The organism is Thiobacillus sp. (assembly GCF_024708915.1).
The window spans coordinates 13,673-28,436 of the sequence record NZ_JANJXQ010000048.1 but is presented as its reverse complement, the minus strand read 5'-3'; the positions used below and the strand labels follow the sequence as shown (position 1 = coordinate 28,436).

Genomic DNA, 14,764 nt, shown 5'->3' with positions numbered 1-14,764 from the left:
CGCCGAAGTAGCGTGCGTGGCGGGCAAGGTGCCGTACTTCGAGGCGCTGGGCTTCATGCCTTTGGCGGCGCGTGGCCCGCAGGTGGTGCTGAACACCCGCAACCAGGCATCCCCCGGCGTGGTGGCCGTGCAGGACCTGGCACCGATCTTCCAGTCGAAGGAGGTACGGCAGATTCACAGCTACCTGATGAAACAGCACGGCGAAAAAGCCATGAGCAATGCGGAAAAGCAGCGGGATCGGCTGCTGGATCAGCTGACCGAGCAGGCCGACCACCTGATCGAAACGTTCACCGCAGCCCGGCGTCTGCACTGATCGTCATCGCCGCTTCCGCAACAGCGCATGGACGGCGGCGCACGCTGGGTTCAGATCTTCACGCAGGCAAAAATCGCGTTGCCTGAAGCCTCGTTCCAGGGCAAGAGCTTCTCGTAGTCATGCTCGAGCACATGCACCTCGAAATTCGGCTGCAGCAGTTCGATCAGCTCGGCGAAGCTGAGCGCCACCATCGCGTGCTCGTCATGCCAGATCTGACTTTTTCCGTCGACGGTTCTCTCGATGCGCAGCTTCAACGCCTGCCGCTCGCCGTCGCCGGGGTAATGCCAGCCAGAGCTGAAGCTGAACAGACCTTCCGCATGCCGCGTGCTGTGGGAGACGAACGAAGCGTTGTCGATCTGACGCTTGTCCACGGCGTTGAAGCAGAACAATCCACCGACCGCGAGGGCGTCATGCACACTGGCGATACAGCGCTTGAGCCGTTCGAGCGTGCCACTGTAATGGATGGAATAGAGGAAGCAGGTGATCAGGTCGGTTGGCTGGTCCAACGAAAAGCCACACATGTCCTGCAACGAGAAGCGGGCTTCGGGACAACGAATGGCCGCCCGGTCCAGCATCGGCTGGTTGATGTCCAGACCGCTGCTCTGGTAGCCGGCATCGATGAAATGGCGCACATGCGGCCCGGTTCCGCAGGCGAGATCCAGATGCCTGTTGCCGGCATTGCCGAACAGCTGCTGCAGACGCTGAACACAGTGGCTTTGCGCGCCGTAGTCGATATCGGCGCACATGAGATCGTAGTAACCCGACAAGTCGGTATAGAGGGCATCGCCGGGCATGGTGACCTGTTAGCGGGAGCGTAGGGGGCGCGCATCATATCCCGCGGCCGGCGAAACCGCCCGGCGATCTGCGGCGACCTCAGCGGCAGTTTCCCGCGCAGCCACCGCGTGCGCAGGCCGGTGCTTCGGGGTTCTTCAACACCCGGCTATTCACCACCCCGGCGGCACTCATCAGCTTGGTCACCGGCGCATCGTCCGCAATCGTCACGTCTTCGGCCAGCCCACAGGCCTCTCGCAATTCACCCCAGGTCTTGGGGCGCAGCGCCATCGCATGGCGGACCTCGTAAACCTGGCCATTGGCTTCGCAGCGATAGTCATAAGTCGGCATGGTTATTCCTCCCTGGGTTGAGCTAGGCCGGGGCCGCCAACCGTCCGCCTGTTGAACGTACAGCCAAAGGACGACGCAGAATCGCTGGCTACGCGCGATCAAGCCTGCTTGATCGCTACCAGCACGAAGCCCACCACGATGCCGGCCAGGGCGATCAGCCAGCCAATCCGGTGTGCACGGTTCTTTTCGGCTTGCCGCACGGGGTCCACGGGTTTTTTCTTTCTCACGGTTCACCTGACTCTGAATAAAGACGGCTGACGCCAAACGCCGCCGCGCGCCCTTTTAAGCCGCTCGGGGCGAATTGTCCAGTGAGCGGCGCGAGGGTTGTACCAGCGCCATTCCGCCGAGGCTTTTCCGGCACCGCCGGAGTTCCGAGCGCGCGCCACACCCGTGCTGGATTACGCGCCGCTTACGGCGCGCCGAACAGCGCCGTCCAGTAGATCGCCGCGTCGCTCTGCGGATCGACCGCATAGGCCGCGCCGAATTCGCTGTACTGCGGGTTCATCAGATTCGCGCAGTGACCGGGGCTGGCCAGCCAGCCGTCGAGCACCCGGCGCGGAGTCGGCAGTGCGGCAGCGATGTTTTCGCCCACCACGCCGCCGGTATAGCCGGCCAGTTCGGCGCGGTCGCCGGGCGTGCGACCGTCCTCGCTCAGATGACTGAAGAAATTACGGTTGGCCATCGCTCGACTGTGGGCTTCGGCCGTGCCGCCGAGCGTCGCGTTCCAGCCAAGTGGGGCCGCCGCGGCAAAGGATTGCGAGCCGCACTGACGCGGCTGCGCACGCGCGGTATTGATCAGCTCCAGCAGTTTCTGGCCTTCGGCCTGCCAGTCGCCCAGACGCCCGTCGAGCAGCGGCCGCGCCAGCACGATGCGCCAGTCGCGGCCCTCGCGGCTGACGCCGATATCGACGAACTGCGGATCGAGCAGCACCTGGCAAAAGCTCTCGTGCAGCGCCTGCATCGCCGCCGGCGCATCTCGCGGCCCGGACAGGCTGATGGCTTGCACCGTCATCATCGGATAGGCCGCACGCGCCAGTTCCTGCTGCAGATCGCCCGCACCGATGGCCGGCAGATTCAGGCGTGTGTCAGCCGTGAGTGGCGGCAGTTCCTCGCTGGCCTTGCTGCCGCAGCGCTGCACCTCGCTGCGATAGGCATTGATCGCCTCGACCAGCTGCGCTTCTTCGGCAGCCGCCCAGCCGGTGAACAGCAGCGTGGCGAACAGCAGGACGGATGAAAGAACACGCATGGCAGCTCTCCGGCAAAACCCTGACGAAACGGTACGCCCATGGCGCAAGCGAACGTCATGGTGCGCGACGTCGCCGCACTTGTCATCCCGCAGCTCGCCGGCTGTGCGGGTTAGGCCGGCTTGGCTATGATCGAAAGCCATGAACAGCCCGCCGCCACTCCGCCAGCCCTGCCCGCCCGGCACTTGCACCTGCCAGCGCGATGCGTTGCTGCAAACTCCGGGCGCCGATACACGCATTCTGCGGCTGACCCTGCATGAGGAGCGGCGCCTGCTCGAGCGCTTGGAGAAGGTGCAGAGCCTGGACGACCTTGAGCATCTGCAGCAACGCATGTTCGAGCAGCTGGGTATCCGCGTGGATATCGCCCCCGGGCACAACGAGGTGCGCAGCATGCGCGGCATCGCCATCGACTTCGCCGACCAGCCCGGCCTGTGCCGCAAGACCCGCCCGGCCATCGCCGCCGCCATTCGCCGCGCCCTGCAACAGCGCCCGGAAATCGCCTGGCGCCTGCTGGATGCGCATGACCTGTTGGGTGGCCTCTAGATACCTAGCCATCAAACGTTCCCGCTTAGAAACGTCCGCCGGACGCTCCAGCATCCATTTACGGCATGCCCGGCATACCTTCCTCCCACTCGCCCAGCGGCCAAACCCAAACCGGCGCCAAGCCATTACAATGCGCGCCTTCGTTTCATTGCCGGTCTGTGCTCATGTCGCTTCCCAAACACCACCTCGAACTGCTCGCCCCCGCGCGCGACGTCACCATCGCCCGCGAGGCCATCCTGCATGGCGCCGACGCCGTGTACATCGGCGGCCCCAGTTTCGGTGCGCGGCACAATGCCGAGAACAGCGTGGCGGACATTGCTGAGCTGGTGAAATTCGCCCACCTGTTTCATGCGCGGGTGTTCGTCACCCTCAACACCATCCTGCACGACGACGAGCTGGAAGCCGCGCGCACGCTGATCCATCAGCTCTACGAGATCGGCGTCGATGCGTTGATCGTGCAGGACATGGGCATCATGGAGCTGGATATTCCGCCCATCGAGATCCATGCCAGCACCCAGACCGACATCCGCACACTGGAACGGGCCAAGTTCCTCGACAAGGCCGGTTTCTCGCAGCTGGTCCTCGCGCGCGAGCTGAACCTGCAGGAAATCCGTGCGATTTACGATGAAGTGGATTCGACCCTGGAATTCTTCATCCACGGTGCGCTGTGCGTGGCATTTTCCGGCCAGTGCAACATCAGTCACGCGCAGACCGGACGCAGCGCCAACCGCGGCGACTGCTCGCAGGCCTGCCGCCTGCCGTACCAGGTCACTGACCTGGACGGCCGCATCGTCGCGCACGACAAACACGTGCTGTCGATGAAGGACAACAACCAGAGCGGCAACCTCGAAGCGCTGATCGATGCCGGCATCCGCAGCTTCAAGATCGAGGGCCGCTACAAGGACATGGGCTATGTGAAGAACATCACCGCCCATTACCGCACGCTGCTCGATGAAATCATCGAGCGCCGTCCGCAATTCGCGCGCGCGTCATCAGGCCGCGTCGCGTTTTCCTTCACCCCCGACCCCGAGCAGAACTTCAACCGCGAATTCACCGATTACTTCGTCGGCGGACGCCGCGACGACATCGGCGCGTTCGACACGCCGAAGAACCCCGGCCTGTCCATCGGCCACGTCGCCAAGGTCGGCGACAAATGGGTCGAACTGCACACCGATTCGCCCGCTACGGTGCTCAACAACGGCGACGGCCTGTGTTACTACACCTTGCAGAAAGACCTGGCCGGGCTGGCGATCAACCGCGCCGAGCACGTGGGCGAGGGGGTGTGGCGGGTGTACCCGAAAGACCCGCTGGCGGGCTGCAAGGACTTGCGCGCGGGCACGCCGCTCAACCGCAACCGCGACATGAGCTGGATGCGCCTGCTCGACAAGTCCTCCAGCGAACGCCGCATCGGCGTATGGCTGCGGCTGAACGAAACCGCCGAGGGCTTTGCCCTGACGCTGACCGACGAAGACGGCCACGCTGTTACGGCTACGGCACGGCACGCCAAGGAGCCGGCCAGGGATGCGGCCAAAGCCGAGGCCAGCTTGCGCGAACATCTGGGAAAATTCGGCGCCACGCATTTCGCGCCAGCGGGGATTGCCCTGGAACTGGCGCAGCCCTGGTTCATTCCCGCGTCCTGCCTCAATGCCTTGCGCCGCGACGCCGTCGCCGCGCTGGAAGCCGCGCGTGCCGCGGCGTACCGGCGTCCGCAGCGCGCGCAGGCGGTCGAGCCGCCGGCGATTTACCCGGAGGACACGCTGAGCTACCTGGCCAACGTCTACAACCACAAGGCGCGCGACTTCTATGCGAAGCACGGTGTCCGGGTCGTCGCCGCCGCCTACGAGAGCCACGAGGAAACCGGCGACGTCTCGCTGATGATCACCAGGCACTGCGTGCGCTATTCGCTCTCCCTGTGCCCCAAGCAGGCCAAGGGCGTCACCGGTGTGCAGGGCACGCTGCGCGCCGCCCCGCTGACGCTGATCAACGGCAGCGAAAAACTCACCCTGCGTTTCGACTGCAAGGCGTGCGAAATGCACGTCGTCGGGAAACTGAAGCCGGCCATCGCCAAACGCAGCGTGCCGCTGGCATTTTATAAAACCGGCGCCAATCCGGCCGGGGCGCAGGGATGAGCCGGCCGGCGGTGGGCCCGGCAATGTGCTTATGGCGTACGCTGCGGCAGCGTTTCCGCCAGTTTCGCCATGAATGCCGCATGCTGCGCCTCGGCCTTCTGAAACGCCGCAATCAGCCGTTCGGCATCCCCGGTCAGGCGGCTTCCCGCAGGCCCACTTTCGACTATCGGGCTGCCCCAGGCGGTGTTCATTGCATCGACGGCATCCCACGCGGCCTTGTAGCTCATTTTCATCGCCTTGGCAGCCTTGGAAATGGACCCGGTTTCGCGAATGCGCTGCAGCAGTTCGACGCGTCCGCGCCCGAGGAAATTTCTGCCGTCCAGAGTCAGCCAGAAGCGGCCATCGGCCTTGAGCATGGAATTCATGGGTTCCAGTTTAACAAAGCGGCGGCGTAACAAACGACCATTGTCATCCCGCTGCAGGCACCTAAAAATAAGGTTCTTAATCGAAGGAGATTGTCATGAAAAAAACACTTGCCGTGTGCGCGCTGCTCTGTCTGCCGTTTTCTGCGCTGGCCGCGGAAAGCTACAGCGTGCTGTTCAAAACCCAGGGGACGTTTGAGGATGTGCGCGATTCGCTCCAGATAGCGATCGAGGGCAAGGGCCTGAAAATCACCAACACCAACAAGATTGCCGCGATGCTGGAGCGCACCGGCAAGGATATCGGCGAGACCCGGCAGGTGTACGGCAACGCCGAGCAGTTCGAATTCTGCAGCGCCACGATTTCGCGCAGGATGATGGAAGCCGACCCGCACGCGATCATGATGTGCCCCTACAGCGTGGCGGTGTACACGATTCCCGGCGACAAGACGGTCTACATGGCCTACCGCAAGCCGGCCGTAACGAAAAATCCGGCGCTGAAAAAGGCGCTCGGTGAAGTCGAGACGCTGCTCACCGAGATCATCAAGGACGCGATGTAAGCGCTTGACTGCGGGGCCGTCGGCCAGGGCGTGAAATTAGTGTCAACACGCCCTAGAATGCGCGCATGATTCCGCCCGTTGCGTTCCAGCCATGACCGCCTTCCTCGTTATCGGCCTGGGGGCGGCCATCGGCGCGTGGTTGCGCTGGGGACTGGGGCTGTGGCTCAACCCGCTGTTTCCCGCGATGCCGCTCGGCACGCTGGCCGCCAATCTGATCGGCGGCTACTGTATCGGCCTGGTCATCGCCTGGTTTGCCGAGCATCCCGGCGTGCCGCCGGAAGCGCGGCTGTTCCTCATCACCGGCCTGCTCGGCGGGCTGACCACGTTTTCCACGTTTTCTGCCGAAGTCGTCACTGCGCTGATGCGCGGCCTGTGGCTCAGCGGCGGTTCGATCGCGCTTGCCCACATGATGGGCTCCTTCCTCGCCACCGGGCTGGGGTTTTATTCGCTGAGGCTTTTCAAATGAACGCTGTCTGCCTGCAGGTGTTTGTCTCCGAAGCCAGCCGCCATCGCGGCAAGCCGACCTACGAATGGCTGCTCGATACCGCAAAGACACAGGGCATCGGCGGTGGCTCGGCCTTTCGTGCGCTGGCCGGGTTCGGCCGCCATGGGCGCCGCGACGCGGGCTTTTTCGAACTCGCGGGCGAACTGCCGGTGGTGGTGGAATTCTTCGTCGAGGCGGCGCTGGCCGACCGGCTGCTGGAGGCCATTGCCGCGGCGGAATTGAAACTGGTCTACGCCAGGCTGCCGGCCGAAATCGGCGTCACTGCCTAGGCGCGGCTTTAACGCGGCCCGGCGTGTTCGAGCAACTGATTCTGTTCGTCGCCTCGCTGGCGGCCAATTTCTTTTCGGCCTTGTCGGGCGGCGGAGCGGGGCTGATCCAGTTTCCCATGCTGATTTTCCTGGGGCTGCCGTTCGGCATTGCACTGGCCACCCACAAGGTCGCCAGCGTGGCGCTCGGCCTGGGGGCGACGCTCAGGCATCTCAAGGAATCGCATCTCGAACGCCGTTTTTCTCTGATCATCCTCGGCGCCGGCCTGCCCGGCGTGGTCCTCGGTGCGGCGACGATCCTGCATGTCCCCGAGCGCATCGCCACGCTGTCGCTGGGCTTGCTGACGCTCGGACTGGGGCTGTATTCGGTATTCAAGCCCCGGCTCGGGCTGGAGCACACGCCCAGGCATCGGCAGGGCGCGGCGCTGGCCGGCGGCATGGCCGGGCTCTTCATCGTCGGTTTCCTCAATGGCTCGATCACCAGCGGCACCGGGCTGTTTCTCACGATCTGGCTGATCCGCTATTTCGGGCTCGACTACACCCGTGCGGTGGCCTACACGCTGATCCTCTGCGGCCTGATATGGAACGGCACCGGCGCGCTGGTGCTGGGCGCGATCGGCACCGTGGCGTGGGACTGGATGCCGGCGCTGCTGGCGGGCTCGCTCGTCGGCGGCTATCTGGGCAGCCACCTGGCGATCAAGAAAGGCAATCTGTGGATCAAACGGGCGTTTGAAATCGTGACGATATTGATCGGCCTGAAACTGATCCTGGGCTGAACCTCAACCACTTAGTGTCGTGACTCAGAAATATCGCAACATGAAACGGCGTCTTTTTCCGCATGACGGCGTTGCTCGTCGTTGCCATAGAGCAGGCTATGTCGCCCACCCGCAAGGGGTAGGCCGTGGTTGTAAAGCCGATAAATCGGCAACAACCACGCTCTCCTCGCGCCTTGCCCTGCGAAAAAATCCATCCGTTTCATTACGTTTCCCTATTTCTGAGCCACGACACTAGTTTTCGTCGGCGTGGATGCGGTTGCGGCCGTCGCGCTTGGCCTGGTAGAGCGCTTCGTCCGCCGCCTTGATCAGCGCGTCGCCGGTTTGATGCAGCGGGTAGGTGGCGATGCCGCCGCTGGCGCTGGCGCGGAAATGGGTGTCGCGATACGGATGGCGGATGTGCGCGAAATCCTGGCGAATGCGGTCCATGACGGCGAAGGCCTGTTCGGCATCGGTGTGCGGCAGGCCGATCAGGAACTCCTCGCCGCCATAACGGCAGAGGATGTCGTGCTTGCGCAGGCGCTGCTTGAGCAGCCACGACAGGCTGCGGATGACCTGGTCGCCGACCGGATGGCCGTAGGTGTCGTTGACCTGCTTGAAATGGTCGATGTCCATCATTACCACCGACAGGAAGCCGCCTTCGTGCGCCACCCCCGACAGCAGCATGTCCAGCATGTGTTTGCCGCTGGAGTGATTGAGCAGGCCGGTCAGGCTGTCGTGATACATGGTGCGGCGCAGCGCGCGGTAACGCTCGATCTTGCTTTTGACGATGGCGTTGAGAAACACCGGGTTGAACGGCTTGGTGAGGAAGTGGTCGCCGCCCAGCCGCATGGCGTCGACCTGCAGCGCGACGTTGGTCTCGCCGGACAGGTAGACGATGGGCGTGCTGAGGAATTCGTCGTGCTGGCGAATGATGCGCGCGACTTCGACGCCGGTGCAGTTCGGCATGTACATGTCCATCAGGATCAGATCCGGATTGAACTGCTTGAGCATGTTCAGCGTCTGGCGCGGATCGTTGACGATCTCGGAGACGATCTGGTTTTCCGCCAGGGTGCGCCGGATCAGGTGGCTGGCTGTCTTCGAGTCCTCCACGATCAGGACGCGATACGCTTCCTGCTCCTGCCGCTCGTTCAATTCCATGATGTGTTCGACGATGGCGTGCGCGGGCGTGCCTGCCATCAGGCAGCTATCGCAGCCGCCCCGCAGGGCTTGTTGCAGCTGCTCGAAATCGGAACGCACCCCGAGGCAGATCAGCTGGCCCATTGCAAACCGTTGCCGCAGCGCCTGGATCCGGCCGTACCACTCGGCTTCGGGCAGGCTGCCCATGTCGAGCAGCAGCAGGGGGGCGGCGCACGCATCGTCCGGCAAGGGCTGTTGCCAACCGATGAATTCCGCGGCCATGCCGAAATAGCCGAGCTGCGCCTGCAGTGCCTGCCAGTCCGCCGGATTCTCTCCGATCAGCCAGGTCTGGCTGATGCGCATGGCCTCGGCGGCGGCAGGCTGCAGATCACGGGTCTGCCCATCCAGGCCGGCGCTGGCTGCGGCATGGGTCTGCGTCATGCGGTCCAGCGCGAGGATGCGTTCGTTGAGATCGTCCAGCGCAGCGTGCGGCAGCGGATGCGCCACCTCCGCATGGAACAGCGTCAGCGTGACCTGCTCCAGCTGATGACTGGCGTGGTGCAGGGCCGTGATGCCCTTGTCGATGAGGAACTCGGTGAAGCTGTTGATCGATACCGCCAGTTCGACGAAGCTCTCGAAGCTTGGCGCCACCCGATAACGCTGCCATGTGCTCGACAGGGCCAGATTTTTTTGCAGGAGTTCTTCCGGGGAGCAGAGCATGAGGTCAATAAGTTTCAGTCAATTTTCTTATTAACGTCCATTGCCCCGCTTTATGAAGCGGTTTGCGTAACAGGCCGTGCAGCCCACGCACGGCATACCTATGCGCTTCCCCGTGCACGCGGGTTGCCTATTCCTCGGCGCCTTCCTGCTCCAGACGCAAGTACTGGTTGTAGGCATTGGTGCGGTTGGCTTCGTCGAAGGCCGGCATGGAGCGGTATTTCGACCAGTCGGTCTGCTCGTAGGCTTCGTCGAAAGGAACGAGGTCGCGTGCTGCCTGGCCCATGCGGGCGCGCAGAAACTGCAGGTAGTCGCGGGTGAAGACGAGGTCGCTGCGCGGCACGCGCGAGGGCGCGCCGTGGCCGGGTATCAGGACGCGGGGGTTCAGGGCAATGAGCTTGTCCAGCGCGGCGATCCAGGCACGGCTGTCGGCGTCGCCGACAAACGGCACGCGGCCGCGAAACACCAGGTCGCCGGCATACAGCACGCGGTCCTCCCGGACCAGCATCGCCATGTCCTCGCTGGAGTGGGCCGGGCCGACATGGCGCAGGGCGAAGTGCAGCCCGCCCATCTCGAAATCGGTGTCGCCTTCGAGGAAACGGTCGGCCTCCAGCAGCCGGGTATGCTCGTCCACCCACGGGAACAGCACCTCCTTGCGCTGGGCCAGGCGCGCGGCGGCGCCTTCGCTGCGGGTGGCGCCTTCGGCGGCGCGGTGCGCCCAGATTTCGGCGCCCAGCGCCTTGAATACCTGCAGGCCGTAGAAGTGGTCGGCGTGGTAGTGGCTGACGATCACCCGCTTGATCGGCTGCTGGGTGACCTTGCGGATCAGGCCGACGAGTTTCTCGGCCAGCGGCGGCGAGGCCAGTGCGTCGAACACCACCACGCCGTCGCGCGTGACGACGAATCCGGCGTTCGACATGAAACCCTGGTTTTCGCTGGACGCCGCGCCAGGCAGGCCCTGCACGAAGTAGCTGTGGGCGCCCAGGCGCACCGCCTGCATCGGTACGGTCGCCTCCATCATGTTGACGGGCGGGGCCGCGTGCGCGGCAGGCAGCAGGATCAGCGACAGCAGGGCGAACAGGCGAAGGACCATGGCAGGCTCCCGACAGTGAGCCGCATTATAGACATTCCGTTCCGCCGGGCCGGCCCGCGAGCCGCGTCAGCAGCGCTGCTTCAGCACCCAGGCTTCGAAGATTCCCGCGGGCTGCGGCTTGCTGAACAGATAGCCCTGATAGGTGTGGCAGTGATGCTCGGCCAGGAAAGCGTATTGCGCATCGGTTTCCACGCCCTCGGCCACCACGGCCAGATTCAGGCTCTGTCCCAGGGCGACGATGCTGCGCGCGATGGAGGCATCGTTGGGATCGGTCAGCACGTCGCGTACAAACGACTGGTCGATCTTGATCTCGTCCAGCGGCAGCCGCTTCAGGTAGGCCAGCGAGGAATAGCCGGTGCCAAAGTCGTCGAGCGAGAAGCCGATGCCGCGTGCCTTGAGCGCACTCATCTTGACGATGGTTTCGTCCAGGTTGTCAACCAGCAGGCTTTCGGTCAGCTCGAGTTTGAGCCGGCGCGGATCGGCGCCGCTGCGGTCGAGTACCTGCAGGATCTGGGCGACGAAATCCGGCTGGCGGAACTGCCGCGCGCTGACGTTCACCGCTACGCCGAGATCCGCCATGTAGGGCAGGGCCGCCCAGGCCGCCAACTGCGCGCAGGCGGTTTCCAGGACCCATAACCCGAGTGGCAGGATCAGGCCGGTTTCTTCGGCCAGGGGAATGAACGATGCGGGGGGCATCCAGCCGCGCGCGGGATGCTGCCAGCGCAACAGGGCTTCGGCGCCGCAGATGCGTCCCAGGCTGTCGACCTGCGCCTGATAATGCAGTTCGAATGCCTGCCGTTGCAGGGCTTCGCGCAAATCGGCTTCCAGTTCGGCGCGGGCGGCGACCAGCGCCTGCATGGCCGGGTCGAAGAAACGCAGGGTATTGCGGCCATGGGCCTTGGCCTGATACATGGCGAGGTCGGCGCGCTGCAGCAGTTCGTCGAGAGAGGCCGGATGGTCGTTCAGGAGCGAGATGCCGATGCTCGACGTGCAGTGATGCACGTAGCCGGCCAGCTGGAAGGGGGATGCGAAGCCGGCCAGGATGTTTTCTCCGACCTGGGTGGCAAGCGCCATCGCCTGGTGCGGCGCGGCGGCCAGATTTTCCAGCACGATGACGAACTCGTCGCCGCCCAGACGCGCCAGGGTATCGCCCTGGCGCAGGCAGCGCTGCAGGCGCTGGGCGATCTGCTGCAGCAGCAGATCGCCGATGGCGTGGCCCAGCGTGTCGTTCAGGGTCTTGAAGTTGTCGACGTCGATGAACAGCAGCGCCCCCACCATCTTGCGGTCCGCCTCGACCGCCAGTGCATGCTGCAGGCGGTCGCGCAGCAGCTGGCGGTTGGGTAGGCCGGTCAGGTGATCGTAGAACGCCAGGTGCTGGATTTTACGCTCGGCGGCCTTGCGTTCGGTGATGTTGGTATTGATTGCCAGGATGGCGTCGGGCAGCTGATGCTCGTCGCGCAGCAGGGTCCAATATGCCTCGACGATGAGTGCATTGCCGTCTTTTTGCCGCTGGGCGATCTCACCGCTCCATTCACCCTGGCCCACCGCTTTGCCGATGTTTTCGCGGGAAACCGCTGGATCGCCGTACAACAGGGGTTCGATCGAGCGGCCGATGACTTCGTCGCGCGTCCAGCCATACAAGCGTTCGGCGCCCTTGTTCCAGTAGCGGACGAGGCCGTCGAGACCGCACACCATAATGGCATCCTGTGCCTTGTCCAGCAGCGAGGCCTGCTGGCGGATGTGTGCATCGGCGCTCTGGCGTTCGAGTTCCGAGGCCACCCGGGTGGCAAAAATCTGTAGCGTCGAGGTGATGAAAGCCGTGTCCTGCAAGGGATGGCTGAACAGCACGAACAGCTGTCCGATCGGCTGGCCGGCAGAATCGTCAAGGCGATGCCCGACATAAGCTTGCGCATCCAGCAGGCCGATCGAGGGGGCGGCGGGATAGTGCTCATCCAGCCTGCAGGGAATGACGTGATTGACGGCATCCGTCAGTGCTTCGCAGGGCGTGCCGGCCAGCTCGTATTCGAAGTTGGGAATCAGCCGGCCATCGACGACCGCCACCTTGGTGCAGGCCGAATGCGGCGTGCCGGGCTGGAAACGGGCGATGAATCCGGCGGCGGCCCCCAGCGCATCGGCCATGTTGATCACCAATTCCTCGAAAAACGCCGTGCCGGTGCTGGCGGAGACGCCGGCGGCAATTTTGATCACGGCGGCCTGAATCCGGTCCTGCTCGCGGCGGCTGCGCAGCATGTCGATGCCGAAAGCCAGGTCGTCGGTCAATTCCTGCAGCAGGCGCATTTCGTCGGCGCCGATGCGGGCCACTTCGGGCGCGAACAGGGCGAAAATCCCATAGCTGCGCTGCGCATCGTGCAGCGGCAGCACCACCAGGCTGCGATAGCCGCGGCGTACTGCGGCATCGAGCCACGGCTGAAAGCCGGGATCGCGCGTCAGGTCCTCGACGATCACCACCTCTCTGCTGCGCAAGGCCCGCCCCACCGGGCCGCGCCCGGTCGCCTTGTCCGCAGACCAGCTGAGCTGGATGTCGCGCAGATAGCCTGCGCCATCGCCGGCATAGGCCATGGGGCGCACCGATTGCGCGGCATCCGCCTGCGCAAATCCCACCCAGGCCATGCGGTAGCCCCCCGCGTCGACGGCAATGCGGCAGATTTCGTGCAGCAGTTCGCTTTCGTCGGTGGCGCGGATCAGGGCTTCATTGCAGGCGCTGCGCACGTGCAGCGCGCGGTTGAGGCGGGCGAGCTCCAGTTCGGCTTCCTTGCGGGTGGTGAGATTGGCCATCCCGCCGATCATGCGGATCGCCCGTCCGCTGCTGTCGCGCATCACCGAGCCGCGATCCAGCACATAGGCATAGCGGCCGTCCTGATACTGGAAGCGGTATTCGGCGGACCAGCTTTCCTTGCCAGAATCGATTGCCCGATGGATGCCCTGCGCCACGCGTTCCCGGTCGTCCGGGTGGATGCGGCGCGTCCAGGCGAGACTGTCCGCCGGCAGGTCGGCGGGCGTGTAGCCAAATACGCTTTGCATGCCCTCGTTCCACCAGATGCGATCGGAAACCAGATCCCAGTCCCAGATGGTGTCAGTGGTGGTGCGGGCGACGCTTTTGAATCGCTGTTCGCTTTTGTGCAGCGCCTGCTGGGCCTGCCTGCGCTCGGTGATGTCGCGCCCCGCCGCCACCCAGTGGGTGCGACGGCCGGCGGCGTCGGCAATCGGGGCGATGTCGAATTCGATGCAGACGGCTTCGCCACTTTTGGTGTGGACGATGAGCTCGCTGCGCAGCGGCTGCCCTTTCCCCAGCGCCTGGCGGATGCGCTCCAGTTCGACAGGGTCGGTAAGCGAGCCCAGCAGGAAACGCGGCGATTTCCCCAGCGCGTCCGCGCGCCGATAGCCGGTGAGGCGCTCAAACGCATCGTTGACGAACGCGATGCGCAGGTCCGGATCGTCGATGGGGCCGGCCTCGGCAATGAGGACGATGTCGTTCAGGTGCGCAATGCCGGCTTCCAGCAGGGCAGGCTGCCGTCCGGCCTGGTTGCGTTCGTCGGGTCCGCCGGCGCTCTGCCCGGCGATCTTCAGCAGGATTTCACGGAAATCCGCGAGCATCGCGGCACGCTCCTGACCGTCGGTGTCGAGCGCGAGCACCATCTCGGCGGAGCGGCCCAGAAACGTCAACGGCTGCGAGACGAGATGGAGCGACGGCGTCGGCCCGTCCTGCCGCCGGGTGCCGGCCGGCAGGGCTGGCCCAGGTCGTGCGCGGGGGACGTCGGCCGGGTAGATGTCGCGGGTTGTCAGGCCGAGAAAGTCGGCGCGGGAATAGCCGTAATACGCTGCCGCTGCATCGTTCACCGCCAGAAACCGCAGGGTTTCCAGATCGTAAATCCACATCGGCTGTGGATGAAGGTCAAAAGCTTCGGGAATGGGCATAAGGAGCAGTCGGCGGATTTCCCGGGGCGCGCAGGCCTGAACGCGGATCGATAATGTAAATATCGGGTTTACGGCCACGCTGCCC

Annotated in this window: 14 protein-coding genes; 7 read left to right on the top strand and 7 right to left on the bottom strand. The window is 64.4% G+C overall.

Features of this window, described 5'->3' with window-relative positions; all coding sequences use genetic code 11:
• Positions 1 to 313: hypothetical protein (locus Q0L94_RS03765; RefSeq protein ID WP_296750197.1), on the top strand; the 313-nt coding region annotated here is incomplete at its 5' end.
• A 50-nt stretch (positions 314 to 363) separates the two neighbouring features.
• Here the strand turns inward: Q0L94_RS03765 and Q0L94_RS03760 are convergent.
• From Q0L94_RS03760 to Q0L94_RS03750, 3 genes are all read right to left on the bottom strand, one after another.
• Positions 364 to 1,107 (bottom strand): class I SAM-dependent methyltransferase, encoded by a 744-nt coding sequence (locus tag Q0L94_RS03760; protein WP_296750195.1) that lies wholly within the window; start codon positions 1,105 to 1,107, stop codon positions 364 to 366.
• A 79-nt stretch (positions 1,108 to 1,186) separates the two neighbouring features.
• The gene (locus tag Q0L94_RS03755; protein WP_296750194.1) at positions 1,187 to 1,435 is read right to left on the bottom strand and encodes a hypothetical protein; all 249 of its coding nucleotides are present in this window, start codon (positions 1,433 to 1,435) and stop codon (positions 1,187 to 1,189) included.
• Positions 1,436 to 1,844: 409 nt separating this feature from the next.
• Positions 1,845 to 2,681 (bottom strand): CAP domain-containing protein, encoded by an 837-nt coding sequence (locus tag Q0L94_RS03750; protein ID WP_165594688.1) that lies wholly within the window; start codon positions 2,679 to 2,681, stop codon positions 1,845 to 1,847.
• A 139-nt stretch (positions 2,682 to 2,820) separates the two neighbouring features.
• On the opposite strand from Q0L94_RS03750, the gene Q0L94_RS03745 reads away from it, so the two are divergent.
• Together Q0L94_RS03745 and Q0L94_RS03740 are read left to right on the top strand one after the other, a co-directional pair.
• Complete coding sequence (locus Q0L94_RS03745; RefSeq protein WP_296750193.1) at positions 2,821 to 3,222, top strand: hypothetical protein; 402 nt, start codon at positions 2,821 to 2,823, stop codon at positions 3,220 to 3,222.
• 164 nt (positions 3,223 to 3,386) lie between these two features.
• Positions 3,387 to 5,351 (top strand): U32 family peptidase, encoded by a 1,965-nt coding sequence (locus Q0L94_RS03740; RefSeq protein WP_296750191.1) that lies wholly within the window; start codon positions 3,387 to 3,389, stop codon positions 5,349 to 5,351.
• A 29-nt stretch (positions 5,352 to 5,380) separates the two neighbouring features.
• Here Q0L94_RS03740 and Q0L94_RS03735 read toward each other — a convergent pair whose 3' ends face one another.
• Positions 5,381 to 5,716, bottom strand: coding sequence for a LysR family transcriptional regulator (locus Q0L94_RS03735; RefSeq protein ID WP_296750190.1), 336 nt, complete (start codon positions 5,714 to 5,716; stop codon positions 5,381 to 5,383).
• Positions 5,717 to 5,811: 95 nt separating this feature from the next.
• Here Q0L94_RS03735 and Q0L94_RS03730 point away from each other — a divergent pair, with 95 nt between their 5' ends.
• From Q0L94_RS03730 to Q0L94_RS03715, 4 genes are all read left to right on the top strand, one after another.
• Positions 5,812 to 6,270, top strand: coding sequence for a DUF302 domain-containing protein (locus Q0L94_RS03730; RefSeq protein ID WP_296750188.1), 459 nt, complete (start codon positions 5,812 to 5,814; stop codon positions 6,268 to 6,270).
• A gap of 91 nt (positions 6,271 to 6,361) precedes the next feature.
• Positions 6,362 to 6,736 (top strand): fluoride efflux transporter CrcB, encoded by a 375-nt coding sequence (crcB, locus tag Q0L94_RS03725; RefSeq protein WP_296750187.1) that lies wholly within the window; start codon positions 6,362 to 6,364, stop codon positions 6,734 to 6,736.
• Complete coding sequence (locus Q0L94_RS03720) at positions 6,733 to 7,044, top strand: DUF190 domain-containing protein (RefSeq protein ID WP_296750185.1); 312 nt, start codon at positions 6,733 to 6,735, stop codon at positions 7,042 to 7,044. The genes crcB and Q0L94_RS03720 overlap by 4 nt, the downstream gene beginning before the upstream one ends.
• Before the next feature lie 23 nt (positions 7,045 to 7,067).
• Complete coding sequence (locus Q0L94_RS03715; protein ID WP_296750184.1) at positions 7,068 to 7,817, top strand: sulfite exporter TauE/SafE family protein; 750 nt, start codon at positions 7,068 to 7,070, stop codon at positions 7,815 to 7,817.
• A 231-nt stretch (positions 7,818 to 8,048) separates the two neighbouring features.
• Here Q0L94_RS03715 and Q0L94_RS03710 read toward each other — a convergent pair whose 3' ends face one another.
• The 3 genes from Q0L94_RS03710 to Q0L94_RS03700 all read right to left on the bottom strand — a co-directional run bounded on the left by Q0L94_RS03710 (position 8,049) and on the right by Q0L94_RS03700 (position 14,679).
• Positions 8,049 to 9,653 carry a diguanylate cyclase gene (locus tag Q0L94_RS03710; RefSeq protein WP_296750183.1) on the bottom strand — a complete coding sequence of 535 codons (1,605 nt, stop codon included), beginning with the start codon at positions 9,651 to 9,653 and terminating at the stop codon, positions 8,049 to 8,051.
• A 127-nt stretch (positions 9,654 to 9,780) separates the two neighbouring features.
• Entirely contained in the window at positions 9,781 to 10,743 is a 963-nt protein-coding gene (locus Q0L94_RS03705) for an MBL fold metallo-hydrolase (protein WP_296750181.1), read from the bottom strand.
• 66 nt (positions 10,744 to 10,809) lie between these two features.
• A complete protein-coding gene (locus Q0L94_RS03700) occupies positions 10,810 to 14,679 on the bottom strand; it encodes an EAL domain-containing protein (protein ID WP_296750180.1) in 3,870 nt (1,289 codons plus the stop codon).
• Positions 14,680 to 14,764: the final 85 nt, after the last annotated feature.